This window comes from Pauljensenia sp. UMB6358, assembly GCF_030216865.1.
Lineage (GTDB): Bacteria > Actinomycetota > Actinomycetes > Actinomycetales > Actinomycetaceae > Pauljensenia > Pauljensenia turicensis_A.
Map to the genome: position 1 here is coordinate 16,348 of NZ_JASOMS010000006.1, position 24,749 is coordinate 41,096.

Below are 24,749 nucleotides of genomic sequence, written 5' to 3' on the forward strand. Positions count from 1 at the left end.
TCGTGGATAGCCACGCACGTGGCGCGTTGGGTGAAAACCCGCGCGTCACGGTCTTAATGGCGACCTACAACGGTCGGACGTGGATTGACGAACAGATCGATTCAATCCTTGATCAGAGGGGAGTCGACGTAACGTTGCTCGTTTCTGATGACGGGTCAACAGACGGCACTGTTGAACACGTTGCACAGCGCGCTGGTCAGGATCGACGTATTCGCCTTCTTCCGCCTCGCGACGGTACGCCGGGTGTGACGGGGAATTTCCTTCATCTGTTCATGACGCATCGTCCGGATGGTTCGTATGTTGCGTTTACGGATCAAGATGATGTGTGGCATCTGGATAAGTTGTCCAGACAGATTGCGATTCTTGAAGCTGAACATGCGGATGTGACATCCTCGAATGTCACGAGCTTCGATCAGTCGGGGAAGAAGACTCTGATTGATAAAGCGGGTGCCATGCAACGGTGGGACCACATTTTTGAGGCTGCCGGACCGGGGTCGACCTATGTTTTTACGCCGGAATTCCATGAAAAACTTCGTGATGCTCTCGAGCTTTTGGACTACTCTGCCATCGGTGTCCACGATTGGTACGTGTATGCGATTTCGCGTGCGATTGGTGCCAAGTGGATTGTGAGTGCGACGCCGACCCTGGATTATCGTCAGCATGAAGCGAATGTGCAGGGCGCGAATAGGGGATTGGGAGCGTATGCCGACCGTTTTGCGCGTCTGCGTAGCGGTTTCTATCGTGGTCAGTTCTTGGCGGTCGCGCGCGCTGTGCGTCAGGTGGCACTATACGACGATCAGGTGATGGCGGATCTGAGTACATTGATCGGCGAGCTTGAGGACACGTCTGTTTCTGGGCGTCTGAAGTTCGCTCGTCGTTGGCGTCAGATTCGACGCAAGCCTCGTGAAGGTTTCCAGCTGGCGCTCGCACACGTATTGGGCGTGTGGTAGTCGCCGATTGTTCGGTCGCGTTCAGTGCGCGCCGTCGTGAAGGAGCGATGCGCCTTCTGACTCAGCGATTCGTTGTGCCTCTTGCTCGGAATACAGTTTCGGATCAATAAGTACGAGGCTGCGCCCACTTAACCAGTGCGTGACTGCGATGGGGGCGCAATGATCCAACTGATAAAGGGCAATGCGTTGCGATTCAGAAGACGCGGTGGCTGGTTCAAGCAGGTGGGTGATGCCACACGCTTCTTCAACGGATGTGGGTGCCCGCTGTGGAATGGGTACTTCGAGTGCGTCGCTTTGAGCGCCGACCTCCATGAGTGCATCGAGCACTCCATCAGGCAGGGGCTCTCCATTCCACGAAAACGTGAGGTAGGTGCGTGGTTGGGCTAACACCCACGCGCCGCGCTTCAGCGCGTCGCGTGAGGCCTCGTCAACCGAATCTGTCACAAGGATGTCGGAAACACCTAGCGTTGCTGAATCACTGCAGAGCTTCAATCCCATAGCAAGCGCGGGAACGCTCCACACGAGCTTCTGCCACGGGCCCACGGCGAGGCACAGTGTTTGGCGCGTCTCATTGTTGGAGTCAGAAGAGACGGTCGAAGGAGTTTCGAAGCCAAAGGGGCCATCAAACAGGTTCGGAGCAAGGTCGCTTCCCAGAAGATTGGCGACCTTCGCGAACCAGCGGGCAATGACCGGTCCGTTGAACTCAACGCGTTCTTGCGAATAGATCGTCATTTGCGGGGATGGACGTGTTGCCAGAAGCGAAATGAGTTGCGGGAAAGTGGTCATAAGTGGAATCGTAGTGGACAGATGTTCTCCAAGCTCATCGAATAACAATGCCGGATTCCTGCCGAAAACCTGCTTGAGGCGCACAAATACTGGCTAACCACAATAGTTCACTTCTCGCAACTGACAGGCAAGGATTTCTCAATTACTCCCTCGGGCTTGACTTATGAAGATGACACGCGTGTAATTCTTATATTGATGTAAAACTGCAAGGAGATATTCACGTGTGGAACATTCTCGGTGACGGACCGATTTCTTGGTCTGAAGCACTCGATGCTGACTTCTACGCGTCGATTGACGGTCCTCTTGCATGGCAAGAGCACGCACTCTGCGCTCAGACCGACCCGGAAGCCTTCTTCCCCGAAAAGGGCGGGTCAACACGCGAAGCGAAAGCTGTCTGCCAGTCCTGCGAAGTTCGTGAAGAATGCTTGCAGTACGCTCTCGAACACGACGAGCGATTCGGTATTTGGGGCGGGCTGTCAGAGCGCGAACGCCGTCGTATGCGTCGCCTCGCTATCTGAAAGATGACTCTCCAGTGAGCTCCTCTCTCGTAGCTCTCGTTGTTGCTCACGAGGCCACGGAAATCCTCAGCGACGTCCTCGTTGCTGTTCAAGCCCAGACAATGAAGCCTGGTGCAACCTATGTTATTGATTGTTCTCCAGCGTCAGACACTGAAATTGCTGGGCTCATTGGTCGCATTGCTCCCACGGCCCACAGAATCAGCGCGCCCCGCGCCAAGAACATTTCGCAGGCTCTCAACCGGGCGTTCGCCGATAAAGACGCTGCTCTGAACACCTACGCGTGGGCGTGGGTCCTTCACTCCGATTCCATTCCTGAACCAGACTGCTTGAATGCCCTCTGGGCACATGCAGACCGCTCACGCACCATCGGTGCCGTCGGTCCAAAACAAATGTGCTCCGATGGGTCCCACATCATTGAATGCGGTATTCAGGCAACGTCCAGCGCGCGTCGAGCTGACGGAATTCTCCGTGGCGAAATCGACCAAGGACAATACGACTCAACCTCTGATGTCCTGGGCGTCGGCACTGCGGGAATGCTCGTCTCCACCGTTGCCTGGAACGCAGTGGGAGGATTTGACACTGCTCTCGGTCCGTTCGGAGAAGGCCTCGATTTCTCCCGCCGGTTGCACCTTGCCGGCTATCGCGTTGTTGTAGCGCCCAAAGCGAGGATTCGCCACCTTCGTACCTCGTACATTCCTCCGACACTACTGGCGCTCAGCGAAAACACTGAAGAGTCTTTAGACGACCAGCCTGCAACAGCGAGTGACGATGCCCGCGTTCTCGATCTGTTCAACCAGCCTTCCTCCATTTCCGCGCGCGTCCCCCGCGATATGAGTTTTGGCCAGCGTCGCTTTGCCCAGCTCTATAACTGGGCAAAGGGCGTGCGAGTCTTCACTTTGCCATTCTTGGCGCTCTGGCTTGCCTTCTGGTCGCCCGCGCGTGCTTTTGGGCGCTTAGTCAGCGGTCGCGGTGAACTGTTCTGGCCTGAATTGCGGGCATGGTTGGCTCTGATTGCGATAACCCCGCACCTGCTCTTAGCGCGTCACCGTGCAGCACGTAGTCGTATCGTTCCCGTCAAGGTTCTTCGCGAGCTGTACGTAAGCGGTCGACAGGTGCGTGACAGTGCGCGCAGACGACGTCAGGCAATCGGTCAAGACAAAGACGAAGACCCGCTGGTCACCGCATCGCGCGCTCAGTATCGTTCGCGCTCACGCGTAGCTTTCGCGACCATCATGCTCGCCACGATCGCCCTCGGCGTGGCCTTCTGGTGGGGACGTACCTCGTCAGTGAGTGGTGGCGCGTGGCGTACTCTCCCTTCGTCGTGGAGCGATCTTTGGGACGCAGCATGGGCTTCATGGATCCCCGGTGGCGATGGGATGGCCGGCCCTAACGATCCGCTGTTGATTCCCTTCGCACTTATTACGTGGCCTTTCTCTTTTGCCGGCATCGAACCGACTACCGTTATCGGCATCATTGCGATGCTCACCGGGCCACTTTCCTGCCTGAGCGCATGGCACCTGACCGGTCGTCTGACTCAGTCCATCGCAGTGCGTGCCCTGGGATCGCTCGCATGGGCATTCCTTCCGTCCCTCAGCCTTGCCGCCTCGCAGGGGCGTATCGGACCGGCACTCTTCCACGTCCTGCTTCCCCTTGCCGTTGACCAATGGTTCCGCGTTCTCACTGCGCCAGAGCCTCTGCGAATTGCCGGAGCGCAAGGCACCGTGGAACTGCTCAGGTCAGAACGAACCGGTGCGTTAGCGCGCTTTGCGTTGACCTCGGCTTTCCTTGTTGCAGCGCTTCCTTCCGGGCTTCTTGCAGTGCTCTTCGTACTGATTGTGGCTACCGCAACCCGGCGCCTGCCATGGGTTCGCGCTCTGCTCGCTCTTCTTCCTTCGGTTGTTCTTATCACTCCGCTCTACGCTTTCGCCCTGACCAGTCCCGGAGGCTGGCGAGCCTTGCTGGATGCTTCGGGCGGAACCTTTGCTTCCACGTCCGCGCCCTCGTGGTTCACGGTGCTCGGATTGGGAAGCACGGCCTCGTCGATTCTTGAAATGAGCATCTGGGTCGCGCCTTCGGCATTCTTAATCATCGGGGGAGTGGCATGCTCCTTCGCAGTCATGACCACGTCGACGCTTAGCGCGCACCGTCGCAACCGCGTCGTCCCACTGATCGTGTTCACCAGTGCACTGATTCTTGCGTCGACACCCTTCGCCTCCAGACTCGATGCAGGCCTGAGCGGAGCAGCCACGACAACTATCTGGACTGGCACTTACTTCTCGCTTGGCGCGGTCGGCATGCTTGTTGCCATCGCACTTTCGTCCTCTCACGTCAAGACGTGGGACGCCAAAGCACCGTTCTGGCTGAAACTGGTCGCTTTCATCGGCACAATCGGAATCGTCGCCGGTGGGGTGCTTCCTGCTTTTACTCACATTCGTGCGCTTGGCGCTGACGGCGACTTGACGCAAACTCAACGCTTGACTTCAGACCACGTCGTCGCCAACCCGAATGTGATCGCGGCAGTGTCCAAGCAGGCGCAAACGTCCGAAACTGCAGGACGCGTCCTTGTCCTGGACGCAGACGCAACATTCTTCGTCATTGATGCCAACGTATGGCGCGCAAACGGACCGTCATTCACCGACTCAACAGCGCTTACCCGCGCGATCGCCTACCACGAGGCCACCGCGGGTGCACCATCGGACGCAGCAACAGCAGACCTTCAAACGCTGGTGCTCACGCTCGTTTCCTACCCTGACGCCTCTACAGTCCAGGCAATCGGTGAACACGGAATCGACTCGATTCTGGTGCGCTCTGATTCTGTACAAGTCCAGCAGTTCGTGCAAGCACTGGCATCTGCCCCCGACATTGAACGCGTTGGCGAAACCGATGCGGGATACCTGTGGCGTATCCGCCCGCAAGGCCGTACCCCTGCGCGGGTGACCCTGAATGCGCTCAACACCGTCGCCAGCCTCGACTCCGGCTTGCTTGATGCGCGTGGAACGGTTGAAAACACCGGAACGAATGCGACAGTGCAGCTGGCAGAACGCGCGCATTCCAGCTGGAAAGCAACAGTGAACGGAACCGAGCTAACCCCGCAGCTGGCCTCCAATGGCTGGGCGCAAGCATTTAGTGGGGTTACCGACGGAGAGCTTCACGTGTGGCATCAAAGCTGGTGGCAACTCCCGTGGATGATCGCATCACTGGTGGCTCTAGGATTCGCGTTCTTGGCCGGTATGCCGTGGAGGAAGCGTCGCTCATGACTGAACGCATGAACAAACCGGTCGCACTGCTCGCTTCCCTTGGTGCACTTGCACTCTTGGGGCTTGCCACTAGCGCTACAACGTTCCTGTCCGGTGAAGAACCCACGACGATTGAAACACCCGTCATCACGGCTGCCCCGTCATCGGTGACGCTTGCATGTCCACCGGGAATCATTGACCCATTCGCGTCGACTCCTGCCACCACGACTGCAGGACACATCTGGTCGACTCTTGCCCCCACAGACGGTGATGAACTGGCCCGATCGATCACTGCCTCAGGGGCGCCAAATGAAGAAATCGGCGTTCCTACAGGTGTTGTCATCACTGGCCAAGGTGGCGGAGAACTACTGGGATTGTCAGCCACGGGCTGCTCACTTCCCAGCGGCGATCAATGGATTCTTACGGGCTCGACGTATGCGGGTAATGACGTTGTTCTTGCTCTGGCCAATCCCAGCGCAACCCCAGCAACCGTTTCCGTGACCGGCTATGGGCCGATTGGATTGCTGGACGATGCTCCGCACACGCTCACCGTGCCCGCTGGGAAAACGATCACCGTCGTGCCCTCGGGCTGGTACCCCGACGAAGAGAGAATCGCCCTGCATATTGAGTCCGATTCGGTGGGCATCTCCGCGTGGGCTCAAACTTCCCGATTGGATGGCGAAATCCCCGCTGGTGCCACATGGAGTGCGTCGACGAAACCTGCGACACAAGTAGTGTTCGCGGGTCTTGGTGGCGAAACAGCGTCTCTTCTCCGCATCGGTGTCCCCGGGGAAGACCCCGCGTCGATTCAGGTCACCTTGATCGGCGAGGACGGGTCAAAGGTTGTCGAAGGAACAGAACTGGAAATTGATGCCCAAACCGTTCTGGATATTCCACTGACGGGTATCGCATCAGCCGCCAGTGGCATTATGGTCACGTCCGATGCGCCGGTCGTGAGTGCCATTGAACAATCGTGGGATGGCGGAAAGTGGGCGCAGACGGATCAGACGTGGACGATCCTGTCGAGTATCGCCACTGCGAACGCTCTCTCGAAGGCAGATATTCCAGGGCTAACAACCCTGAGTGATCTGGTAACAAAGGAACTGAGTGCCACGCCTCTGCGCGCAACGTCTCTGGAAAGTAACTCCGGTGTGAGCGACGTGACTGCGCAGATGGTACTGGTGAATCCTCTCACGGATGCGTCCTCAGATGCTACGGTCAGCGTTGCTGGTCGGGAAGTCCAAGTTCCTGCGGGCACATCCACCGTCGTTGATCTTCCTAGAGATGACGGCAAGGTGACATCTGATCAGCAGATTTACGCCTCCATCGTTGTCAGCGCAACAACTCCGAATGGTGTTGTGCATGCAACGTGGAATGTCGGCACCGGAGGGTTGGCAACGCAACAAGCTAGGGTCCACGTCGGCCCCTGACGGCGTCCCGGCTGGCAGTGTGTTTTCAACTAGGTAAGGCACGCATATTAGCCGACGCGCTGACAACGTGTTCGGCTGACAGTGTGTCTTCAACCTGTCAGCGCAGGTATTCGTCTAATTCATCCGGCGGAATCGCCAAGATGTGCGAGATCCTGTCGACCAGAATCTGACGTGTAATCTTCACGATGTCCTGATCGCCTGCGCGAAGAACGATCGGAAGCCGATAGATGACAATTCTGTCTCGAAGACCTCGCCTGCGATCAGCGTGGAAAATGCGCGCAAGCACTTCAGCGTGAGATTCCCACGGAGCTGGATTTGACGGAGGAACATCCTCGGTAGCGAATTCGATTGTTGCCACTTCGGGCCAGCGTCGAGTGAGCTCTACGATGTGCGCGCCGATCATTTCATCGAAGGCTTCGCGCCTGGTTCGCCATGCGGGTGTTCCCGGGAAAAAGACGGGACCCCTGCCACCACGACCATGAGGATCGCGACGAGGATGATGAATTCGACTAGGCACCCCACAACATTAACGTGCTTCGCCTTAGCCAGAGTGCCAACGCCCCGAATGGGTAATCCTGGCGTAGGCTATGGGGGTGATTTCGGCTCGTCTTTGTTCTAAGCCAGGATGCTCGCGTCCGGCAGTTGCCACGTTGACCTATGACTATGCGGACGCTACGGCTGTCCTCGGCCCACTGTCAACATATGCGCAACCCAACGCGTATGACATGTGCGAAGACCACGCGAACCGCTTTAATCCGCCTCAGGACTGGCAGCTCATCCGACTTGTTACCCACTTTGATTCGGTTCCGCCTTCGGGCGACGATCTGCTTGCCCTTGTGGACGCGGTTCGCCAGGCCGCCAAGACGCCTACCTTGTCATCCGAAGCATCGCAGGCTGGAGTTCCTCCGCGTTCGTCCGCCTCTCAGGCAACGGATTCGCCATCGCGTAGTTCCAGACCGCGAACTTACGAGGCCTGCGAACGAGGTCCGTTTACGTCCCAAGATCCTGATACTTCAAGCCCTCTTGACCCGCAGTCTCCGTATGCGAAACGCAGGGCTCAGTTCACGGTTATTTCTGATTCTGACGCTCCGCACTCACACTAAACGGACGCGCTCAGCAGGCTCAGTGACGAATCTGCTCCATCAACGTGTACGCGAAGTTTTCTTTGCGGATACGTTCGTCGACGTACATCAACGCGATGTATGTCTGTGAAAGAGGCATGACAAGCATCTGCACGATCGTGGATGCTACTGCCGCTAACGGAATTGCGGTCAGATACATCTGCGGATCGGTACTGATGGTGAACGTAGTGAATGTGGAGAGTACTCCGGAGAAAATACTTCCGATCGCGCCCATCACCATTGCAATCAGGATGGTGCGTCCAAGAGTCTTGAACGCTACGCCGTGTGTGAGCTTCCACGAGCGTTGCAACGCTTTAAATGGGGAGAGATTTTCTACCGCGCATACCGTTTGAGCAAAAATGAACCGAACGTGGAAGAACACGCACACAAGGAATGTCGTGATCGCTCCAACTGAGCCGAAGAGCAAGAAAACCATCATCATCTGAGTGTGGCTACGGTCGGTGACGTAGTTTACGCCTAGGGCGACCAGCGAGAATACGGTGAACGTAACGCTGATGATCAGGGTGAAGAGGAATGCCCAGAGAATGTTTAAACCGATCATGGCAAGCAGTCTGGACTTAAAGCGCTTGAAGGCATCTTCGGCGGATAGCTTCTTACCGATGATCGCGTCAGCCGTACCGTTTGGAACCACGATCGCTGGGAACAAGCCAGCTAGACCAAGCAGAATCAGAACGAAGGGAATAGTACGAAGCGTCATCGTCATCCCGATTGTCGACAGGTCATCGGTCGATATGCGACCGTCAAAATCAACAAGCGACGTGAAATTCGGTAACGCGAAATAGATCGTGACGAGCGTAATGATCCCAGTAACAATCGTGACGATTCCGGGAAGAATAAACAAGATGAACGGGTTCTTTGAAAGAGTCTCGAACGTTCCAGAAAACAGGTCACCCACGCCCAGTGGGCGCAGGGGGATAATTCCGGGCTGAACTGGGGAGGGAGAACCGGGCGACATTGGCGTGGAGTTCATTGCCTGAAGGGGAGGCTGATTGAATCCCTGGGTGGACGAAGGATCCTGAGAGGCACACACAGTGGCATTGTCCTGTGGGTGGAACTGTGGAGTGTTCGGAGAATCCGGTTCTCCCCATGAACCCACGTGGAGGTGGCGGAAGTCGTTTGAATCAGTCATGACGGCTCTCTGGAGGTCACTTCAATCAATGAAGATGAAAAAAGTATGGCATGAGACGATAAAAAGATAAGGGAAAAGGGTAGCGAAAAGGGGTAACGTTGAACCATTTGGCGAGTCGAGTCACAAAAACCGTTCGATCGTGACACGATCGTTATATGACTTCGCGAATCCTAGTAGTCGACGATGACGTCGCCCTTGCAGAGATGATTGGCATCGTATTAGAAGCCGAAGGATTTGCTATCGCCACCTGCTCAGATGGAAGCGGAGCGCTCGCGGCTTTCCGCGCGTCGAATCCTGATTTGATCCTCTTGGATCTCATGCTGCCCGGTCTCGACGGAATTGAAGTCTGCCGACAGATTCGTCTGGAGTCGGATGTTCCGATTGTCATGCTGACCGCTCGCACGGATACGTCAGATGTTGTGGCTGGCCTGGAAGCAGGTGCGGACGACTATGTGGCAAAGCCGTTTAAGCCGAAGGAGCTTGTTGCTCGAATTCGTGCACGTCTGCGTGGGCGTGACGACTCAGGTGACGAAAAGCTGTCGATTAATGACGTCGAGATTGATGTTCCTGGGCACGAGGTCATGCGTGGGGGCGAAGCAATTTCGCTGACCCCGCTTGAATTCGATCTTCTTGTCGCGCTGGCGCGAGCACCGTGGAAGGTGTTTAGTCGAGAAGAACTTCTTGAGCAGGTGTGGGGGTACCGCCATGCGGCGGACACACGTCTTGTGAATGTTCATATCCAGCGTCTGCGTTCGAAGATCGAACGAGATCCGGAAAAGCCTGAAGTTGTTATCACGGTGAGGGGAGTCGGCTACCGTGCCGGCGCAGGCGCCTGACCGTGGCGTGGCAAGCGACACTGACTCGGAGCTCGTTCAAGATGACGCGGTGGCTTCAACCAGCGATGTTGCCAGCTCGCCTGACACGCCTTATCACAAGTACCCGTGGCTGAAGAAGTGGGTTCAGAGCCTTCGTTCACGTGTGCGTAAGTGGACGAACTCGCGTGTCTACACAGCCGTCTATCGCTCTGGGCCTGCGCGCGCGGTCCGCGCCTCGCTATCACTTCGTTCGGCTTTAGCGATCACGGTTGCAGCCCTCGGAGTGATCACTGTTTTCGGACTGCTCGTGTCTGCTGAGTTGAAAGATACCGCATTTGAGTCGCGTCGAACTCAGATCCTCGAAGACGCAGCCCTGCGTTTTTCAAGCGCCCAGGTTGTTTTCGACCAGTCAACGGCTTCAACTCCCGATCAGGTTCAGGAAGCTGCCCGTCAGGTTGTTCAGAACATTCGGACATCTGCCGGTGGTGCGGGTGCTGTTTCTGTTATTCTCTTGCGTTCTCAGACCTCGACATCGACGTTCCGTATCAACCAGATCGTCGACGCGAATGTTGATGCGTTGATCGACACCGAAATGCGCGATGCCGTGCAAAACGGGGGACAGGCTCAGTGGAAGTCTGTTGCCATCCCAGCCAACGGCGATCACGTGGATCCGGGAATCCTTGTCGGAACGACGGTGCGTCTTCCTCGAGCAGGAACGCACGAACTGTACATCGTCTATTCCCTTGCCTCCGATCAGCGCCAGGTGAATATGGTGATGCGTGTCCTTTTGGTCGCCGCCACTCCCTTGATGATTGCTCTGCCAGTTGGCGCGTTTTGGATGCTATTTCAGTTGCTTCGTCCCGTTCGCAAAACGGCAGATGCGGCGAAGAAACTTGCTACCGGTGATCTGGACGTTCGTCTTGACGTGAAGGGCAGTGACGAAATGGCTCAGCTGTCGGGGGCCTTCAACCTGATGGCTGAATCCTTACAATTAAAGATCGAAGAATACGACGAGCTCTCACAGCTTCAGCAGCGCTTCGTTTCCGATGTGTCCCACGAACTTCGAACGCCTTTGACGACAATCAAGATGGCGGATTCAGTCATCTGGGATAACCGGGATGCCCTACCCGCTCCGGCGAAACGATCGGCTGAACTTCTCCACGATCAGACAGAACGAATGGATTCACTGTTTACCGATCTGCTTGAGATCTCACGCTACGATGCTCGCTCAGCCGATCTTGAAGCTGAAATGACGGACCTGAAGACGGTTGTTGCCAGGGTTATTGAAGCTAATACTGAGCTGGCATATCGGCTGGGTGTACCCGTCGCACTTCACGCGGGCGAAGAACGGTGTGCGTGCCCGATTGATGTGCGTCGTATCGAGCGCGTGCTACGCAATCTTCTCGTGAATGCTCTTGAATTCGCTGAAGGAACTCCGGTTGATATTACGGTCGCTCAGAGTCAAACAGACGTTGCTGTCAGGGTGCGCGACCATGGCGCCGGTATGAGTGAGGAAACAGCCTCCCACGTTTTTGACCGCTTCTTCCGCGCGGATTCTTCGCGTAAACGCACAACGGGTGGTACCGGGTTGGGTCTGTCCATTTCTGCAGAGGACGTGGCGCTTCACGGGGGCACTTTGGTTGCGACAGGAAAGATTGGCGAAGGAGCCTCGTTCGTGATGACCCTGCCGAAGGCGGCGGGTGGGACCGTAGTGTCGACTCCTCTTGAATTGTGGGAGGAAGCCACATGATGAGGTGTGCCCTCAAGCGACGATGTGCGTCCGGATTATTGTCCGGAATCCTCATGTTTGGCCTTGCCGGCTGTATTGCGTTGCCTCTGGCATCGGATCCAGCGCCCTTTGAGGTGTCTGTTCCTGACGTTGATCCCGTTGAATTTGCTGCTGATGGGCCTTTGAAGAATTCTGATCCGCAGACGTTGATTTCTGATTTTCTTCTTGCAAGCGCTGCGGGAACGAATGATGATTTTGCGACTGCGCGCTTGTTTTTAACGGCTGCTTCCCAGCAGGTGTGGGCACCAGATGATGAGGCTCTGATCTATGACACTGCTTCGTCGCCGTCGATTTCAATTAAAGGTGATGAGGGATCGGGAACGTTAACAGCAACGGTGACTGTTCCCGCTGTCGCCTCAGTGAACAGTGAAGGCGTGATGACGCGGAGCGAAGACTCCATGATCTCGTCGACGTTCAACCTGGTCCAAGAGGGCGGGCAGTGGCGCATCGATTCCCCCGAAGATGCGTTCATCGTTTCTCAAACGGCGTTCAGCGCTGCCTATGAACAAGCGAACCTCTATTTCCCAGCGAGGACCGGGGATGCCTTGGTTGCGGATCCTCGTTGGTATCCTTCGCGTCGCCTTGCCTCGCATCTGCTCTCAGGTCTGATCGCTGGGCCGAGCCAAACGATCGAAGCGGCGGTCATGAATGCGATTCCCGGTGGAACGACGTTCCCGGCTCAGGGGGTTGAAATCAGTGATCAGATCGCGAAAGTGGATCTGAGCTCCCCCACGGTTGGCGAGGGAACCCCGCGTCAGCTTCTTGCGTGGGAGGTGACGGAAACCCTCCTTCAGGATTCGCAGATTTCCACAGTGGATCTGAGTCTTTCCGGGGTTTCTCTTGAAGGGGTCGAGACTCCGGCGTTGTCCTCCTATTCGTTGGATACGCGAATTGCTTTGCAGGCAGGCCGCATTGGATCGCTGGCGGGCTCTACTCTGACACCGTTTGACTTGCCGATTTCTCCTGCGTCTTCCGCGTCGTATCCGGCGGTGTCGCCGATTAACCGCGATGTTGTGGCATGGCGCGAAGGAAATTCGCTGGTCGTGTCCGCCTCGGGTGCTCAAGGCGCGCATTCGTCGGTGGACGTGGGGTCGGGGAACGAGGCCGGGGCTCCTTCGATTGACCGCTTCGGCTGGGTCTGGTCGCCCGCTTCAACAAGCGGACCGATCATTGCAACGACTCCCGACGGCCAGGTTGGACGTGTTCCCATGAATGAAACAGGTGTTGTGAGCGTGCTTCGCGTTGCCATTTCGCCCGATGGCGCGCGAGCTCTTGTTTTGTCTGGAACGCCGTCGAACGCGACCGCTTGGATGTTCGCGGTTGCGCGAGATAGTAGCGGTGTGCCATTAGGCCTTGAAGACGGTCAGGCGATTCTCGGTATTCACGGGCAGATTGCTGATCTTTCGTGGGCTGGTTCGTCGTCCTATGTGGTTGTTCGTTCGGCTGAATCGTCGGCTGATAGTGACGATATGGAACTCGATGAAGTTGCGATTGGTGGCTTTGTTTCCCAGTCCGAGGTTCCAGATCAGGCCTTAGCAGTCAGTGCTGGTCTGACGACGGCGAATGTGTGTGTGAAGGTCCGTTCGGGTAGCGTCACGTGTCGAACGGGTGCTTTATGGCAGGCTATGCCCGCAACTTTCGCCGACGTGCGATTCCCCGGCTAGAGTGCATATCTGATTCGTTTTCAGTTTCGTTTTCACGTCAAAGTGAACAATTGTTAAACACCGTAGCAATTGAGGCGGGTTATCCACAGAATGCAGATTCCCCGTTCGCTCTCCTTGAAGCAGAGGCACATGATGGAGAAATGGAGTTTCTTCAGCGTTTACGCATCGCGGTTTTGTCCCTGCTGTCAATACTGATGCCTGCTCAATGTGCGGGTTGTATGGTCTGGGATCATGTCGTGTGTCCGCGTTGTCGTAGTATCGCGCTTCGATCCGCTCGATTAGAGCGGATCGGTCTCGTGACCTTAGGGAAGAGCGAAACGGGAATGCCATGCGCGCCCTGTGATAATGACGGAAGTGGCGCCACCGTGCCGATGGCGTTTATCGGAAGGTATGACGGCGAGTTGAGGAACATCATCATCGCCTCTAAACATTCGCCGACCTTTCGTGGCGACGACTTCTTATATGACGCGGGCGCAAGTGTGGGGCGTTGTCTTGCCACTGCGCTTCCAGGCGATGAGCCGTGGTGGGTGATTCCTGCGCCGTCGAGCTGGAAACGAGTGCTTCACGGTAAGAATGTGACCGGCGCTTTTGCCCGGGGTGTTGCGTTAGGGCTTGCGCAGGTCAGTGGACGGCCAGCGCGGGTGGTTGGCGCAGTTTGTTTGCGGTTTGGCGTGCGCTCTCAAGCGGGTCGTGGGGGACGAGGCCGCCGTCTCGATCGAGCCGGATCCATGCGCCGGCGGCTTCGTATTCCCGCCAATGTGGCGGTAGTGATTGTTGATGATGTGTTGACAACAGGAGCGACATGCCGTGAGGTGGCGCGCGCTGTTGGACGGGTTGACGCGGTCGGCGTATGTGCCCGAGTTTAGCCTTTCTATGACGCAGCTCACGAAAAAAGGGGTATGATAGGCGTATAACCGATAGAGCAAAGATGACCCGAAGAATGGCGTCTTTGCCCAGTGACTGGGGGTGATAGCTACGATCACCGTCCGATGCGATGAGGCAATCGGACATTCAACCCCGCGAGCAACGAAGCTCGCCAGCTTCCCATGGAGGAAAAATGGACATCACTGTCGTCGCACGCAACGCGGAAATCCACCCGAACTTCCGTGAGTACGTCGAAGAGAAAGTCTCGAAGATTACCCTGTTCTACCCGCGCGCTCAGCGCGTCGACGTGGAACTGACACACGAACGTAATCCTCGCCAAGCAGATACCGCCGAGCGAATTGAGCTCACGGTCTACGGCAAGGGTCCAATCATTCGAGCAGAAGCAGAATCCGGCGACCGCTACGCAGCTGTAGATATTGCGGCCGGTAAACTCTTCGAACGCCTCCGTCGCTTGCGTGACCGCGCCAAGGATCATCGTCGTCGCTACTCTCACGAGATGGATGAGGTCGAGTTCCTCGAAGAACCCGTGCCGGTTGAAGATACCATCGAAGAGGCCGCTCCGCTCAAACTTCGCTCTGCGGAAGACCTCAAGGTTGGCGAAGCGCGCGAAGAGCAGCTTGGCGATACTCCGATCCTGGTTCGTCAAAAGGTTCACGAAGCCGAACCGATGACGGTTGATGAAGCACTCAACCAGATGGAAATGGTTGGCCACCCGTTCTTCCTGTTCATTGACAAGGAAACGAAGCAACCGTGCGTCGTCTACCACCGACACGGTTGGACCTACGGTGTCCTGCGTCTGAACACGACAACGGACTGCTGACGACTCGATAGCCAAAAGTGTGAGCCCCAAGAGTTTTCTTGGGGCTCACACTTTTATGCGTTGGAGGTTAAAGACGGCAGAGGAGGCTAGAGCTCGCCGTCTTCGACACTACGCAGGAAGTCAGACAGGCGGTTTGCCGCTGCGACGACGGACGGGCCGTGCTGGCGACCGGGCTGGCGCCCCATGCGTTCAATCGGACCGGAAATCGACAGGGCGGCGAGGACTCGACCCGAGGGGCCTCGTACCGGAGCGGAAACTGACGCGACTCCCGGCTCGCGTTCGCCGACAGACTGTGCCCACCCGCGACGACGAACCTGAGAGAGCGTCGTTGCGTTGAAAGAGGCTCCGTAAAGACCACGGTGGAGGCGGTCGGGTTCTTCCCATGCAAGCAGAACCTGTGCTGCGCTACCGGCGGACATCGATAGAGTTGCGCCAACCGGGATGGAGTCGCGCAGACCCATCTCACGTTCGGATGCGGCAACGCAGACACGGTAGTCGCCTTGGCGACGGAAGATCTGTGAGGATTCCTTCGTATGATCCCGAAGAGCCTTCAGGACGGGCATCGACGCCGCAAGCAGACGGTCTTCGCCAGCAGACGAAGCGAGTTCTTGGAGGCGGGGACCGAGAACAAAACGTCCCTGCATGTCGCGAGCAACCATGCGGTGGTACTCAAGGGCAACCGCTAGACGGTGCGCGGTGGGTCGGGCCAAACCTGTCGCGGAGACGAGTTGAGCCAAGGTAGCAGGTCCGGCTTCAAGCGCGCCGAGAACGAGTGCTGCCTTGTCAAGAACTCCGACTCCACTAGTCGTTGAATCCTCCATATTCAAAAGTTTGCCATCTCAACCAATGAGACTGCAACTCTTCGCATGCTGAAACGGCAGACGATGAACAAGGAAACAGCAAGCGAATAAGTTGCTCGGTGACCGTTTGCCTGTAAGTAAGCGCTGTTCAGGACTATTTTGAACGCACGCAAGGGGGAAACATGACCGGCACAATGGCCGAAAAGGTCTGGCAAGACCATATTGTGAAAAAGGGCGAAGGTGGCGCCCCTGACCTTCTTTACATTGACCTCCACCTTGTTCACGAAGTGACCAGTCCCCAGGCTTTCGAAGGGCTGCGCTTGGCAGGGCGAAAGGTTCGTCGTCCCGATCAGACGATCGCCACCGAGGATCACAATACCCCGACCCTCGATATCGACCTGCCGATCGCTGATGAGACCAGCCGTACACAGATTCACACTCTGCGTTCGAACGCTGAAGAGTTCGGTATTCGTCTGCACTCGCTGGGTGATGCCGACCAGGGCATCGTTCACGTTGTCGGCCCGCAGCTGGGTATCACTCAGCCGGGTATGACAATTGTCTGCGGTGACTCGCACACCTCGACGCACGGTGCATTCGGCGCACTCGCATTCGGTATCGGTACCAGCCAGGTCGAACACGTTCTGGCAACCCAGACCCTGCCACTGGCTCCGTTCAAGACCATGGCAATCACCGTCAACGGTTCCCTGCCTGCAGGGTCGACTGCGAAGGACATCATCCTCGCTGTCATCGCAAAGATCGGCACCGGCGGTGGCCAGGGCTACGTTCTGGAATATCGAGGCCAAGCAATCCGCGAGCTGTCGATGGAAGGCCGCATGACGATCTGCAACATGTCGATTGAAGCGGGCGCCCGCGCCGGCATGGTTGCTCCCGACGAAACCACCTTCGAATACATCAAGGGACGTCCGCACGCTCCCGAAGGGGAAGAATGGGAACGCGCAGTCGAATACTGGAAGACTCTGCGATCCGACGATGATGCCGTCTTCGATAACGAGGTCATCCTCGAAGCAGCCGATATTGAACCATTTGTCACTTGGGGCACAAACCCCGGCCAGGGCGTGCCGCTCTCAGCCACTGTCCCGAATCCGGATGACTTCACCGATGAGACTGGCAAGATGGCAGCCCAGCGTGCGCTTGAATACATGGGGCTCGAGGCGGGCACTCCGATGCGTGAAATCCCGATCGATACCGTCTTCCTCGGCTCGTGCACGAACGGTCGTATCGAGGATCTGCGTGCAGCGGCAGCCGTCATCAAGGGTCGTAAGAAGGCAGACAGCCTGCGCATGCTGGTCGTGCCCGGCTCTGCTCGCGTGCGCCTGCAGGCTGAAGCTGAAGGACTGGACAAGATCTTCACCGACTTCGGCGCCGAATGGCGTAATGCCGGTTGCTCGATGTGCCTGGCAATGAACCCCGACAAGCTGAAGGAAGGGGAGCGTTCAGCATCCACCTCGAACCGTAACTTCGAAGGTCGCCAGGGTAAGGGTGGTCGCACCCACCTGGTTTCCCCGCTGGTTGCCGCTGCAACTGCGGTTCGAGGCACCCTGTCCAGCCCCGCTGATCTGTAAGAAACGAAGAAGGAGATAACACTCATGGAGAAGTTCACGACCCATACCGGTGTTGGTGTTCCGCTTCGTCGCTCGAACGTCGATACCGACCAGATCATTCCCGCCGTCTACTTGAAGCGCATTACTCGCAGCGGCTTCGAAGACGCTCTCTTCGCTGCTTGGCGTAACGATCCCGAGTTCATTTTGAACCAGGATGCGTACCGCTCTGGCTCTGTCCTGATTGCCGGCCCCGACTTCGGTACCGGTTCGTCGCGTGAACACGCGGTATGGGCGTTGAAGGACTACGGTTTTCGCGTCGTCCTGTCTGCCAAGTTTGCCGATATTTTCCGAGGCAATGCGGGTAAGCAGGGTCTTGTTGCTGGCGTGATCTCTCAAGAAGACTGTGAGTCCCTGTGGAAGATCCTCGAAAACGAGCCGGGCACAGAAGTCACTGTTTCGCTTGAAAACAAGACGGTGACCGCCGGTCCGGTCACCGCGTCCTTCCAGATTGATGACTACGTGCGCTGGTGCCTGATGGAGGGCCTCGACGATATTGCTCTCACTCTCCGCGACGAAGACGCAATCGACGCCTACGAAACCAGCCGTCCTTCTTTCAAGCCGAAGACGCTTCCGGCGAAGTATCTTCCGAAGGAAGAGGTCATTCCTGCTCGTCCTGTTGGACTGGGAATGCCGTCCGCTCGCTGAATGAGTTCGGATCACTGAATACTTCGAAACTCGGTTTCATCTGAGTGTGTTGTGCCGTGAGTGAATCTGTGGGAGACGTGACTCTCCTTTGCAGACGCTCACGGCACGCCGTGCTTTAAAGTTGAGGCAGACTATTCATCTTTTTGAGGAGCCTGATTCATGCCCTCCGTGCTTCGCGTTGAAGGCGGTCACCCGCTAACCGGTGAAATCACTGTTCGTGGTGCCAAGAACTTCGTGCCCAAAGCGATGGTTGCGTCGCTTCTTGGTGAATCTCCATCACAGCTGTCGAACGTGCCGTTGATTCGCGACGTTGATGTTGTGTCGGACCTGTTGCGCCTTCACGGCGTGACTGTTGATTTCGACCAAACAACCGGTGTGATGACGCTGGACCCGACGAACGTTCAGGTTGCGTCGCGCTCTGATATCGATTCCCTCGGCGGGGCTTCGCGCATCCCGATTCTGTTCTGCGGTCCGTTGTTGCACCAGCTCGGTGAAGCCTTCATCCCGGAACTGGGTGGGTGCAACATCGGTGGTCGCCCCATTGACTTCCACCTTGAAGGCCTGCGCAAGTTTGGCGCGAACGTCGATAAGCGTGTTGACGGCGTCCACATCACGAAGCCCGCAGAGGGCTTGCACGGTGCGGTTATTGAGCTTCCATTCCCTTCAGTCGGTGCCACCGAGCAGACCCTTTTGACCGCTGTTCGTGCTGAAGGTATTACCACCTTGAAGGGGGCGGCGATCGAGCCTGAGATCATGGATCTCATTAACGTCCTGCAGAAGATGGGTGCCATCATCTCCGTCGATACGGACCGCACGATCCGCATCGAAGGCGTGCCCACGCTGAAGGGCTACCGCCATACCGCACTTCCTGACCGTATTGAGGCTGCATCATGGGGCGCCGCTGCGCTGGCAACCCGCGGTGATATTTATGTCCGTGGCGCACACCAGCCCGACATGACGACCTTCCTTAACACCTTCCGCAAGGTTGGTGGAGCGTTCAACATCGACTCTGACGGCATCCGCTTCTACCATCCCGGTGACGAACTGAAGTCGATTGCCCTTGAAACGGCCGTACACCCGGGCTTTATGACCGACTGGCAACAGCCTCTTGTCGTTGCTTTGACTCAGGCTGAAGGCCTGTCGATCGTTCACGAAACTGTCTATGAGAACCGATTTGGGTTCACGAAGGCCCTGCGCAAGATGGGCGCAAATATTCAGGTCTACCGCGAGTGCCTGGGCGGAACACCGTGCCGTTTCGGCCAGCGTAACTTCTTCCACTCCGCTGTTATTTCCGGCCCCACTCCGCTGCATAGTGCGGACATCGAGGTTCCTGATCTGCGCGGTGGCTTCTCGCATCTGATTGCTGCGCTTGCCGCTCAGGGAACGTCTACGGTTGCTGGCATTGATGTGATTGCTCGAGGCTATGAGCACTTTACGAAGAAGCTGCACCAGCTGGATGCTCGCGTCGACTACGTGAAGTAAGCGAATCAATGACTGCGCACACTACGGCGAAGAGGCGATCAATCCATCTGCTGATTTCTTCTATGTCAGCCGGTGGTCGTTCAGTGAACGTCGGCCCCGAAGTTGTCCGCATTTTACGTGGCGGTGGTTGGGCGGTCCGAGTCAGCGTCACCAGAGCGTCAGATGACCCTTGTCAGATTGCGTCTGCAACAACCGAGGATGTGATTGGCGCCCTGGGTGGTGACGGTTTCATTTCGGCGATCGCACGAGGCGCCCACGAAACTGGCACGTTGTTCGCGCCGATTCCTGGCGGACGAGGCAATGATCTGTGTCGAGCTCTTGGGATCAGCCCCGATGCGTCAGCTCGCGCGAAACAGTTGGCAGAATTGGGTTTTGTGAACGAAGAAAGCGACGAGCTATTTGCTTCGCGAATTCGCCCGATGGACGGAATGTGGGTGACCACCCCAGACGGAACTGTTCATTCCCTGGTTTTGGGCCTGGTCTCTTTGGGCTTGGATGCGAAGGCGAATCTATTGGCGAACGAGTCAATGTTTACGTCTGGTCCTATCGCATACGGCTATGGAGCGTTCGCTGCTCTCGCAACCCATCGTCCTTCCACCATTACGCTGAAGATTGATGGGCAAGAACGCGAGCTTACTGGGTGGATCACGTCCGTTTCTAACTCTGGACGATTGGGTGGTGGCGTTCGCCTTGTTCCTCAGTCCGATATGACCGACGGGATCATGGAACTGTGCCACGTTGAAGACATCCCGTTGTTGAAGGCTCTTCCGATCTTGACGAAGGTTGTGGGTGGCCGCTCGCAGGGGCATGAGGTCATCCATGTGGAGCCGGCCTCGTCGATTGAAATTACCCAGCCCGTTGGCATGGTTGCCATGGCGGACGGCGATAAGGTGGCCGAGATTCCCTTCACCGTGACTTCGGCGCCGCACATCGTCGACGTTCTGGTCTGAGGAACGTAGTCGGCGTAAGGCGTGACGGATCGCTCCTGCACCCATTCGCCGACCTTAGACGCAAAGGCGCAGGTGGACAGCACCCTGACATTCCGCGGCGAGTGCCTGTTCTCACGTTAGACTTCGATCCATGAGCACGAAGATCACTGGCGTCTACCGCTTCGCCCAGAACGTCCTGCGTCCGATCATGACACCGTGGGTGAAGATTGATGCGCAGGGTACCGAAAACATCCCGGAAAACGGCCCGTATTTGCTGATTGTGAACCATTTGTCAGCCGTTGATCCGCTGAGCCTCTGCTGGTTCTATATGAAGCGCAAGACGAAGATTCGTTTTCTGGCGAAGAAGTCGATGTTCTCTGTGCCGGTGATGGGCACAATTTTTGCGGGCATGGGGCTGATCCCCGTTGACCGCGAAGTGAATCCCGCTCAGTCTTTGGAAGCTGCCACCGAGGCTCTGAAAGACGGCGATATTGTCGCTATCTGGCCGGAAGGCACATTCACTCAAGACCCCGATCAATGGCCGATGTCGTTCAAGACGGGTGCTGCGCGCCTGGCGTTGGACACCGGTGTGTCGGTGGTTCCGATTGCCCAATGGGGTGCTCAATTCGTCAAGGGCCCATACTCGTCGAAGATTGATTTCCGCCCTGGGCGCACGATTCGCTACCAGATCATGCCTCCTGTTGACCTGTCGGATCTGATGAGTGACCAAGGGGCAGATAATCACGAGGCAGTGAAAGAAGCGACTTCGCGCATGCACACTGCGCTGACCAAGGGAGTGGCACAACTGCGCGGCCTTGAACCTCCGACTCGTATGTGGCAGGCGAAGACGAAGGCCGGCCCGTGGTGGGAAAAAGAAGGTAAGAAGCTCGAAGAGAAGAAGGCGAAGAAGGCGAAGAAGGCAGGCAAATAGGCTGGGGGAGACAAGCTCTCCCGAGGCTCTCGCTCTGCTTGCTATTTCTGGATTAGCTCTGCTTGCTATTTCTGGATGTCGATTACTGCTCGAAGCGGATGTGTCAGGAAGCCGAGCTGGAAATTCCTCGCGTGATCCATACCGATCACGATGTGGGTCGAATCTTCAAAGGTTCCGTCTTCGCGTACGTCCAAGGGACCAACCTGCAGGTTTCGTGGCCCCTGATAATACTGCTCGAGTTGTCCGTCCATGATCGGCATTGATGTTCCGGTCAGGACGAAATCAAGATAGGCGACGCCTTCCACGTCCAATTCCTGTCCGCGTCCCTGTTCGATCGGCTTGTCGGCCCACGATTGGTGGTAGCCCAGGGTGGCCTCGCCGGTGAACTCAACGACAATGCGATAGAAAGTGTCGTGTTCGCCAACACGCATATCGTGGAAGATCGCGGGGGTTTTACCAGGTTGAGACGGGGCGTCTTCCAACTCGTTGACCCAAGCGTCGCCGTTAATTGGCTGCGTGCCCTGTTCTTGTTTGTCAGGGCCAGATTCTGGGGTGGCATCACCCGACTGGCCTGACTGGCCAGATTGTGAGGGCATCGGTTGTGGTGTCGATCCATCACTCATAGTGTCGTCGACTTGAGGTGCGCACGCGCCCAAGATCACACCGCAGGATGCCAGTAGGGCAACGCCAATCACACGCTTACGAGACATCATTGAATCTTCACCGCCATAATTGTCGAGGTGCTAGTAGGGTCTCACATATGAGTAAGGAACGTGTGTTTACGCGCGCGGCGGTTTTAGGTGCCGGCGCTTGGGGTACTACTTTTGCGCAGATTCTTGCGGATGCTGGGCTCAATGTAACAATGTGGGGTCGTAAAGCTACCACGGTTGACTTCATCAACTCGGGTGAGAACGCGACCTATCTTCCCGGTATTGAACTGTCGGATCAGATCAGTGCGTCGACGTCTATCGAAGAGGTTGTGACCGGCGCTCAACTGATCGTTATCGCTGTGCCGGTTGCCGGTGTGCGTTCGACTCTGGAGGCTGCGCGCCCATGCTTGAGTGATGATGTTGTGATCGTGTCTCTTGCGAAGGGCTTGGAGCTTGCAAGTCATCTGCGCGTCGACGAGATTATCGAACAAGCCTCGGGACTAGGCCAAGATCGTATTGCTATCATTTCCGGGCCGAACCTGTCGCGCGAAATCGCCGAGCATCAGCCGACGGCCACAGTCGTTGCCTCAACGAACCAGCAGTTGGCTATCGATATTGCGAAGGCGTGTCACACCTCGTACTTTAGGCCGTATGTCTCGACGGACGTTATTGGCTGTGAGATCGCGGGCGCGACGAAGAATGTCATTGCCGTGGCTATTGGCGCTGCAGAGGGGATGGGGCTGGGGCTCAATACCCGCGCGACTCTCATTACACGAGGTCTTGCTGAGATGACTCGCCTAGGTCAAGCGCTTGGGGGAGACCCCGCTACCTTTGCTGGACTCGCCGGTATTGGTGATCTGATGGCAACCTGTTCGTCGCGCCTGTCACGTAACTTCTCCTTGGGTCATCGTATGGGTACGGGCTTGAGTTTGGACAAGGCCCTCGCGTTGTCACCTGGCGTTGTTGAAGGTGTGCGTTCTGCCGAGCCGATCCTTGCCGTCGCTGATTCGCTGGGCATCGATATGCCGATCAGCGCAGCCGTTCTAGCCGTTGTCAGCGGTGACGCCACGATCGAACAGATGGGGCAGATGCTCCTTGCGCGCCCGCAGAAGATGGATGGCTGGGAGATCTCGTTACTCTGAGGTTCCTATTCGCGCCCTTGTTCGGGTGGCGTTCACGTGTAGCGTGAAAATATGCCGAGCGCGGCTTCGGCAATGCGAGTAAACGGGCACACCGCCACCGCGTAGTCGAACGGGCGCGCGGTGGCGATACTCTTAACGCATGACTGAAACTGAAAAGCGTCGCGTCCTCATCGTTTTTGGTGGACGCTCAGGTGAACACGAGGTTTCGTGTGCGACAGCGGCCGGAATTCTGCGCGCAATTGATCGCGAGAAGTGGGATGTTCTGCCCGTCGGTATTACTCACGATGGGGAATGGGTGCGCGTAGCCGATGACCCTTCGGCGTTGGAATTCAAAGACGGACACGGCCAGAGCGTGACGGCCGGCGCCTCGCGCGTTGTTCTTGCTCCCGGTTCTGGGTCGTTGCTTGACGTCACCTACGAAGGCGATCCCTCGGCTTTAGATTCTCATGTCTCCGGCGTTGAAGACCTTGGACATGTTGACGTTGTCCTGCCTCTGTTGCACGGACCCTACGGCGAAGACGGCACCATCCAGGGCCTCTTCGAGATGGCGAACGTCCGCTACGTCGGATGCGGCGTCACCTCCAGCGCAATCTCTATGGACAAGCACCTGACGAAGACCGTGCTTGCCGCAGCCGGAATCGACGTGGGGCAGTGGGAACTCATCACCGCTCTTCAATGGGCAGAAGACCCCAAGGCATGCACCGACCGCGTGAGCGCACTTGGATACCCTGTGTTCGTGAAGCCCTGTCGCGCAGGCTCCTCCATCGGTATCACCAAAGTCGATTCCGCGGGCGAGCTTGCAGTCGCCATGAAGGAAGCGCAAAACGCTGACCCGCGCGTCATCGTCGAAGCCGGAATCGTTGGACGCGAAATCGAATGCGGCGTCCTCGGATCCGCCACGGGACACCCGCGCACCGCGCCCCTCGGCGAAATCGAGGTCCCCGAAGGCGAGTTCTACGACTACGAACTCAAATACGTCGACACCGAAGCCATCGGCCTCGTGTGCCCGGCAAACGTGGCGCCCGAATTCGAAAAGAAGATCCGCGACACGGCTGCCCGCGCGTTCGACGCTTTGGAATGCGAAGGTCTGGCACGTGTCGACTTCTTCCACAATGAAGAAACCGGATCCGTCATCATCAACGAAGTGAATACCATGCCCGGATTCACGCCGATCTCCATGTTCCCGCAAATGTGGGCAAAGGGAGGACTCGACTACACCAGCTTGATTGACACACTTCTTGAAGAAGCGCTCGATCGGGAACTCGGATTGCGATAAGTGTCGAACCGATAATGACAACGGGAAGGGGCGTACCCAGATTTGAGTACGCCCCTCCTTGATCTTAGGCGCGAGTGTGCCCCGCCCCTGTAGTGGTGAGACGGTTTC

The 24,749-nt window shown here is 57.0% G+C and carries 22 protein-coding genes; 17 read left to right on the forward strand and 5 right to left on the reverse strand.

The genetic code is table 11. The features are described from left to right. The first annotated feature begins 2 nt into the window (after positions 1-2). Complete coding sequence (locus tag QP381_RS05390) at positions 3-950, forward strand: glycosyltransferase (RefSeq protein ID WP_285068033.1); 948 nt, start codon at positions 3-5, stop codon at positions 948-950. Positions 951-971: 21 nt separating this feature from the next. Here the strand turns inward: QP381_RS05390 and QP381_RS05395 are convergent, their stop codons facing one another. Next, on the reverse strand, positions 972-1,736 hold the full coding sequence (locus QP381_RS05395; protein WP_285068034.1) for a hypothetical protein: 765 nt from the start codon (positions 1,734-1,736) through the stop codon (positions 972-974). A 221-nt stretch (positions 1,737-1,957) separates the two neighbouring features. On the opposite strand from QP381_RS05395, the gene QP381_RS05400 reads away from it, so the two are divergent. The 3 genes from QP381_RS05400 to QP381_RS05410 are packed head-to-tail and all read left to right on the forward strand — an operon-like array spanning position 1,958 to position 6,920. Next, complete coding sequence (locus QP381_RS05400; RefSeq protein WP_006681336.1) at positions 1,958-2,254, forward strand: WhiB family transcriptional regulator; 297 nt, start codon at positions 1,958-1,960, stop codon at positions 2,252-2,254. Between the two features lie 14 nt (positions 2,255-2,268). Then, entirely contained in the window at positions 2,269-5,511 is a 3,243-nt protein-coding gene (locus QP381_RS05405; protein ID WP_285068035.1) for a glycosyltransferase family 2 protein, read from the forward strand. Beyond that, complete coding sequence (locus tag QP381_RS05410; protein ID WP_285068036.1) at positions 5,508-6,920, forward strand: DUF5719 family protein; 1,413 nt, start codon at positions 5,508-5,510, stop codon at positions 6,918-6,920. Before QP381_RS05405 ends, QP381_RS05410 begins: the two co-directional genes overlap by 4 nt. A 97-nt stretch (positions 6,921-7,017) precedes the next feature. Here QP381_RS05410 and QP381_RS05415 read toward each other — a convergent pair whose 3' ends face one another. Then, positions 7,018-7,437 (reverse strand): metallopeptidase family protein, encoded by a 420-nt coding sequence (locus QP381_RS05415; RefSeq protein ID WP_257878415.1) that lies wholly within the window; start codon positions 7,435-7,437, stop codon positions 7,018-7,020. Between the two features lie 76 nt (positions 7,438-7,513). Here QP381_RS05415 and QP381_RS05420 point away from each other — a divergent pair, with 76 nt between their 5' ends. Continuing rightward, positions 7,514-8,023 carry a DUF3499 domain-containing protein gene (locus QP381_RS05420; protein ID WP_285068037.1) on the forward strand — a complete coding sequence of 170 codons (510 nt, stop codon included), beginning with the start codon at positions 7,514-7,516 and terminating at the stop codon, positions 8,021-8,023. A gap of 19 nt (positions 8,024-8,042) precedes the next feature. Here the strand turns inward: QP381_RS05420 and QP381_RS05425 are convergent, their stop codons facing one another. After that, entirely contained in the window at positions 8,043-9,191 is a 1,149-nt protein-coding gene (locus QP381_RS05425; protein ID WP_285068038.1) for a hypothetical protein, read from the reverse strand. Between the two features lie 155 nt (positions 9,192-9,346). Here QP381_RS05425 and mtrA point away from each other — a divergent pair, with 155 nt between their 5' ends. From mtrA to hpf, 5 genes are all read left to right on the forward strand, one after another. Next, on the forward strand, positions 9,347-10,027 hold the full coding sequence (gene mtrA / locus QP381_RS05430; protein WP_285068039.1) for an MtrAB system response regulator MtrA: 681 nt from the start codon (positions 9,347-9,349) through the stop codon (positions 10,025-10,027). Beyond that, on the forward strand, positions 10,008-11,756 hold the full coding sequence (gene mtrB, locus QP381_RS05435) for an MtrAB system histidine kinase MtrB (protein WP_285068040.1): 1,749 nt from the start codon (positions 10,008-10,010) through the stop codon (positions 11,754-11,756). Before mtrA ends, mtrB begins: the two co-directional genes overlap by 20 nt. After that, positions 11,753-13,459, forward strand: coding sequence for a GerMN domain-containing protein (locus QP381_RS05440; RefSeq protein ID WP_285068041.1), 1,707 nt, complete (start codon positions 11,753-11,755; stop codon positions 13,457-13,459). The genes mtrB and QP381_RS05440 overlap by 4 nt, the downstream gene beginning before the upstream one ends. 371 nt (positions 13,460-13,830) lie before the next feature. Next, entirely contained in the window at positions 13,831-14,325 is a 495-nt protein-coding gene (locus tag QP381_RS05445; protein WP_285068042.1) for a ComF family protein, read from the forward strand. Between the two features lie 191 nt (positions 14,326-14,516). Continuing rightward, entirely contained in the window at positions 14,517-15,164 is a 648-nt protein-coding gene (gene hpf, locus QP381_RS05450) for a ribosome hibernation-promoting factor, HPF/YfiA family (RefSeq protein WP_285068043.1), read from the forward strand. Positions 15,165-15,250: 86 nt separating this feature from the next. Here the strand turns inward: hpf and QP381_RS05455 are convergent, their stop codons facing one another. Next, a complete protein-coding gene (locus tag QP381_RS05455) occupies positions 15,251-15,985 on the reverse strand; it encodes an IclR family transcriptional regulator (RefSeq protein ID WP_006681325.1) in 735 nt (244 codons plus the stop codon). A gap of 161 nt (positions 15,986-16,146) precedes the next feature. On the opposite strand from QP381_RS05455, the gene leuC reads away from it, so the two are divergent. The 5 genes from leuC (at position 16,147) to QP381_RS05480 (ending at position 21,573) form a co-directional block, all read left to right on the forward strand. Further along, entirely contained in the window at positions 16,147-17,547 is a 1,401-nt protein-coding gene (gene leuC / locus QP381_RS05460) for a 3-isopropylmalate dehydratase large subunit (RefSeq protein ID WP_219585304.1), read from the forward strand. A 24-nt stretch (positions 17,548-17,571) separates the two neighbouring features. Beyond that, a complete protein-coding gene (gene leuD / locus QP381_RS05465) occupies positions 17,572-18,231 on the forward strand; it encodes a 3-isopropylmalate dehydratase small subunit (protein ID WP_006681323.1) in 660 nt (219 codons plus the stop codon). Positions 18,232-18,390: 159 nt separating this feature from the next. Next, entirely contained in the window at positions 18,391-19,713 is a 1,323-nt protein-coding gene (gene murA / locus QP381_RS05470; protein ID WP_285068044.1) for a UDP-N-acetylglucosamine 1-carboxyvinyltransferase, read from the forward strand. An 8-nt stretch (positions 19,714-19,721) separates the two neighbouring features. Next, a complete protein-coding gene (locus QP381_RS05475; protein WP_285068045.1) occupies positions 19,722-20,663 on the forward strand; it encodes a diacylglycerol/lipid kinase family protein in 942 nt (313 codons plus the stop codon). Between the two features lie 130 nt (positions 20,664-20,793). After that, entirely contained in the window at positions 20,794-21,573 is a 780-nt protein-coding gene (locus tag QP381_RS05480) for a lysophospholipid acyltransferase family protein (protein ID WP_285068046.1), read from the forward strand. A 65-nt stretch (positions 21,574-21,638) separates the two neighbouring features. Here the strand turns inward: QP381_RS05480 and QP381_RS05485 are convergent, their stop codons facing one another. Next, positions 21,639-22,283: an AMIN-like domain-containing (lipo)protein gene (locus tag QP381_RS05485; RefSeq protein ID WP_285068047.1), complete on the reverse strand. Its 645-nt coding sequence runs from the start codon at positions 22,281-22,283 to the stop codon at positions 21,639-21,641. A gap of 50 nt (positions 22,284-22,333) precedes the next feature. Here QP381_RS05485 and QP381_RS05490 point away from each other — a divergent pair, with 50 nt between their 5' ends. Together QP381_RS05490 and QP381_RS05495 are read left to right on the forward strand one after the other, a co-directional pair. Beyond that, a complete protein-coding gene (locus tag QP381_RS05490) occupies positions 22,334-23,365 on the forward strand; it encodes an NAD(P)H-dependent glycerol-3-phosphate dehydrogenase (RefSeq protein ID WP_285068048.1) in 1,032 nt (343 codons plus the stop codon). Positions 23,366-23,504: 139 nt separating this feature from the next. Then, positions 23,505-24,641, forward strand: coding sequence for a D-alanine--D-alanine ligase family protein (locus QP381_RS05495; protein WP_006681317.1), 1,137 nt, complete (start codon positions 23,505-23,507; stop codon positions 24,639-24,641). Positions 24,642-24,749 lie beyond the last annotated feature (108 nt).

Excerpts from the sequence above, each read along its gene's own strand:
- QP381_RS05395 (WP_285068034.1), bottom strand. The coding sequence starts at position 1,736 with ATGACCACTTTCCCGCAACTCATTTCGCTTCTGGCAACACGTCCATCC.
- QP381_RS05410 (WP_285068036.1), top strand. The coding sequence starts at position 5,508 with ATGACTGAACGCATGAACAAACCGGTCGCACTGCTCGCTTCCCTTGGT.
- QP381_RS05425 (WP_285068038.1), bottom strand. The coding sequence starts at position 9,191 with ATGACTGATTCAAACGACTTCCGCCACCTCCACGTGGGTTCATGGGGA.
- mtrA (WP_285068039.1), top strand. The coding sequence starts at position 9,347 with ATGACTTCGCGAATCCTAGTAGTCGACGATGACGTCGCCCTTGCAGAG.
- QP381_RS05440 (WP_285068041.1), top strand. The coding sequence starts at position 11,753 with ATGATGAGGTGTGCCCTCAAGCGACGATGTGCGTCCGGATTATTGTCC.
- QP381_RS05445 (WP_285068042.1), top strand. The coding sequence starts at position 13,831 with ATGGCGTTTATCGGAAGGTATGACGGCGAGTTGAGGAACATCATCATC.
- hpf (WP_285068043.1), top strand. The coding sequence starts at position 14,517 with ATGGACATCACTGTCGTCGCACGCAACGCGGAAATCCACCCGAACTTC.
- QP381_RS05455 (WP_006681325.1), bottom strand. The coding sequence starts at position 15,985 with ATGGAGGATTCAACGACTAGTGGAGTCGGAGTTCTTGACAAGGCAGCA.
- leuC (WP_219585304.1), top strand. The coding sequence starts at position 16,147 with ATGACCGGCACAATGGCCGAAAAGGTCTGGCAAGACCATATTGTGAAA.
- leuD (WP_006681323.1), top strand. The coding sequence starts at position 17,572 with ATGGAGAAGTTCACGACCCATACCGGTGTTGGTGTTCCGCTTCGTCGC.
- murA (WP_285068044.1), top strand. The coding sequence starts at position 18,391 with ATGCCCTCCGTGCTTCGCGTTGAAGGCGGTCACCCGCTAACCGGTGAA.
- QP381_RS05475 (WP_285068045.1), top strand. The coding sequence starts at position 19,722 with ATGACTGCGCACACTACGGCGAAGAGGCGATCAATCCATCTGCTGATT.
- QP381_RS05480 (WP_285068046.1), top strand. The coding sequence starts at position 20,794 with ATGAGCACGAAGATCACTGGCGTCTACCGCTTCGCCCAGAACGTCCTG.
- QP381_RS05485 (WP_285068047.1), bottom strand. The coding sequence starts at position 22,283 with ATGTCTCGTAAGCGTGTGATTGGCGTTGCCCTACTGGCATCCTGCGGT.
- QP381_RS05490 (WP_285068048.1), top strand. The coding sequence starts at position 22,334 with ATGAGTAAGGAACGTGTGTTTACGCGCGCGGCGGTTTTAGGTGCCGGC.
- QP381_RS05495 (WP_006681317.1), top strand. The coding sequence starts at position 23,505 with ATGACTGAAACTGAAAAGCGTCGCGTCCTCATCGTTTTTGGTGGACGC.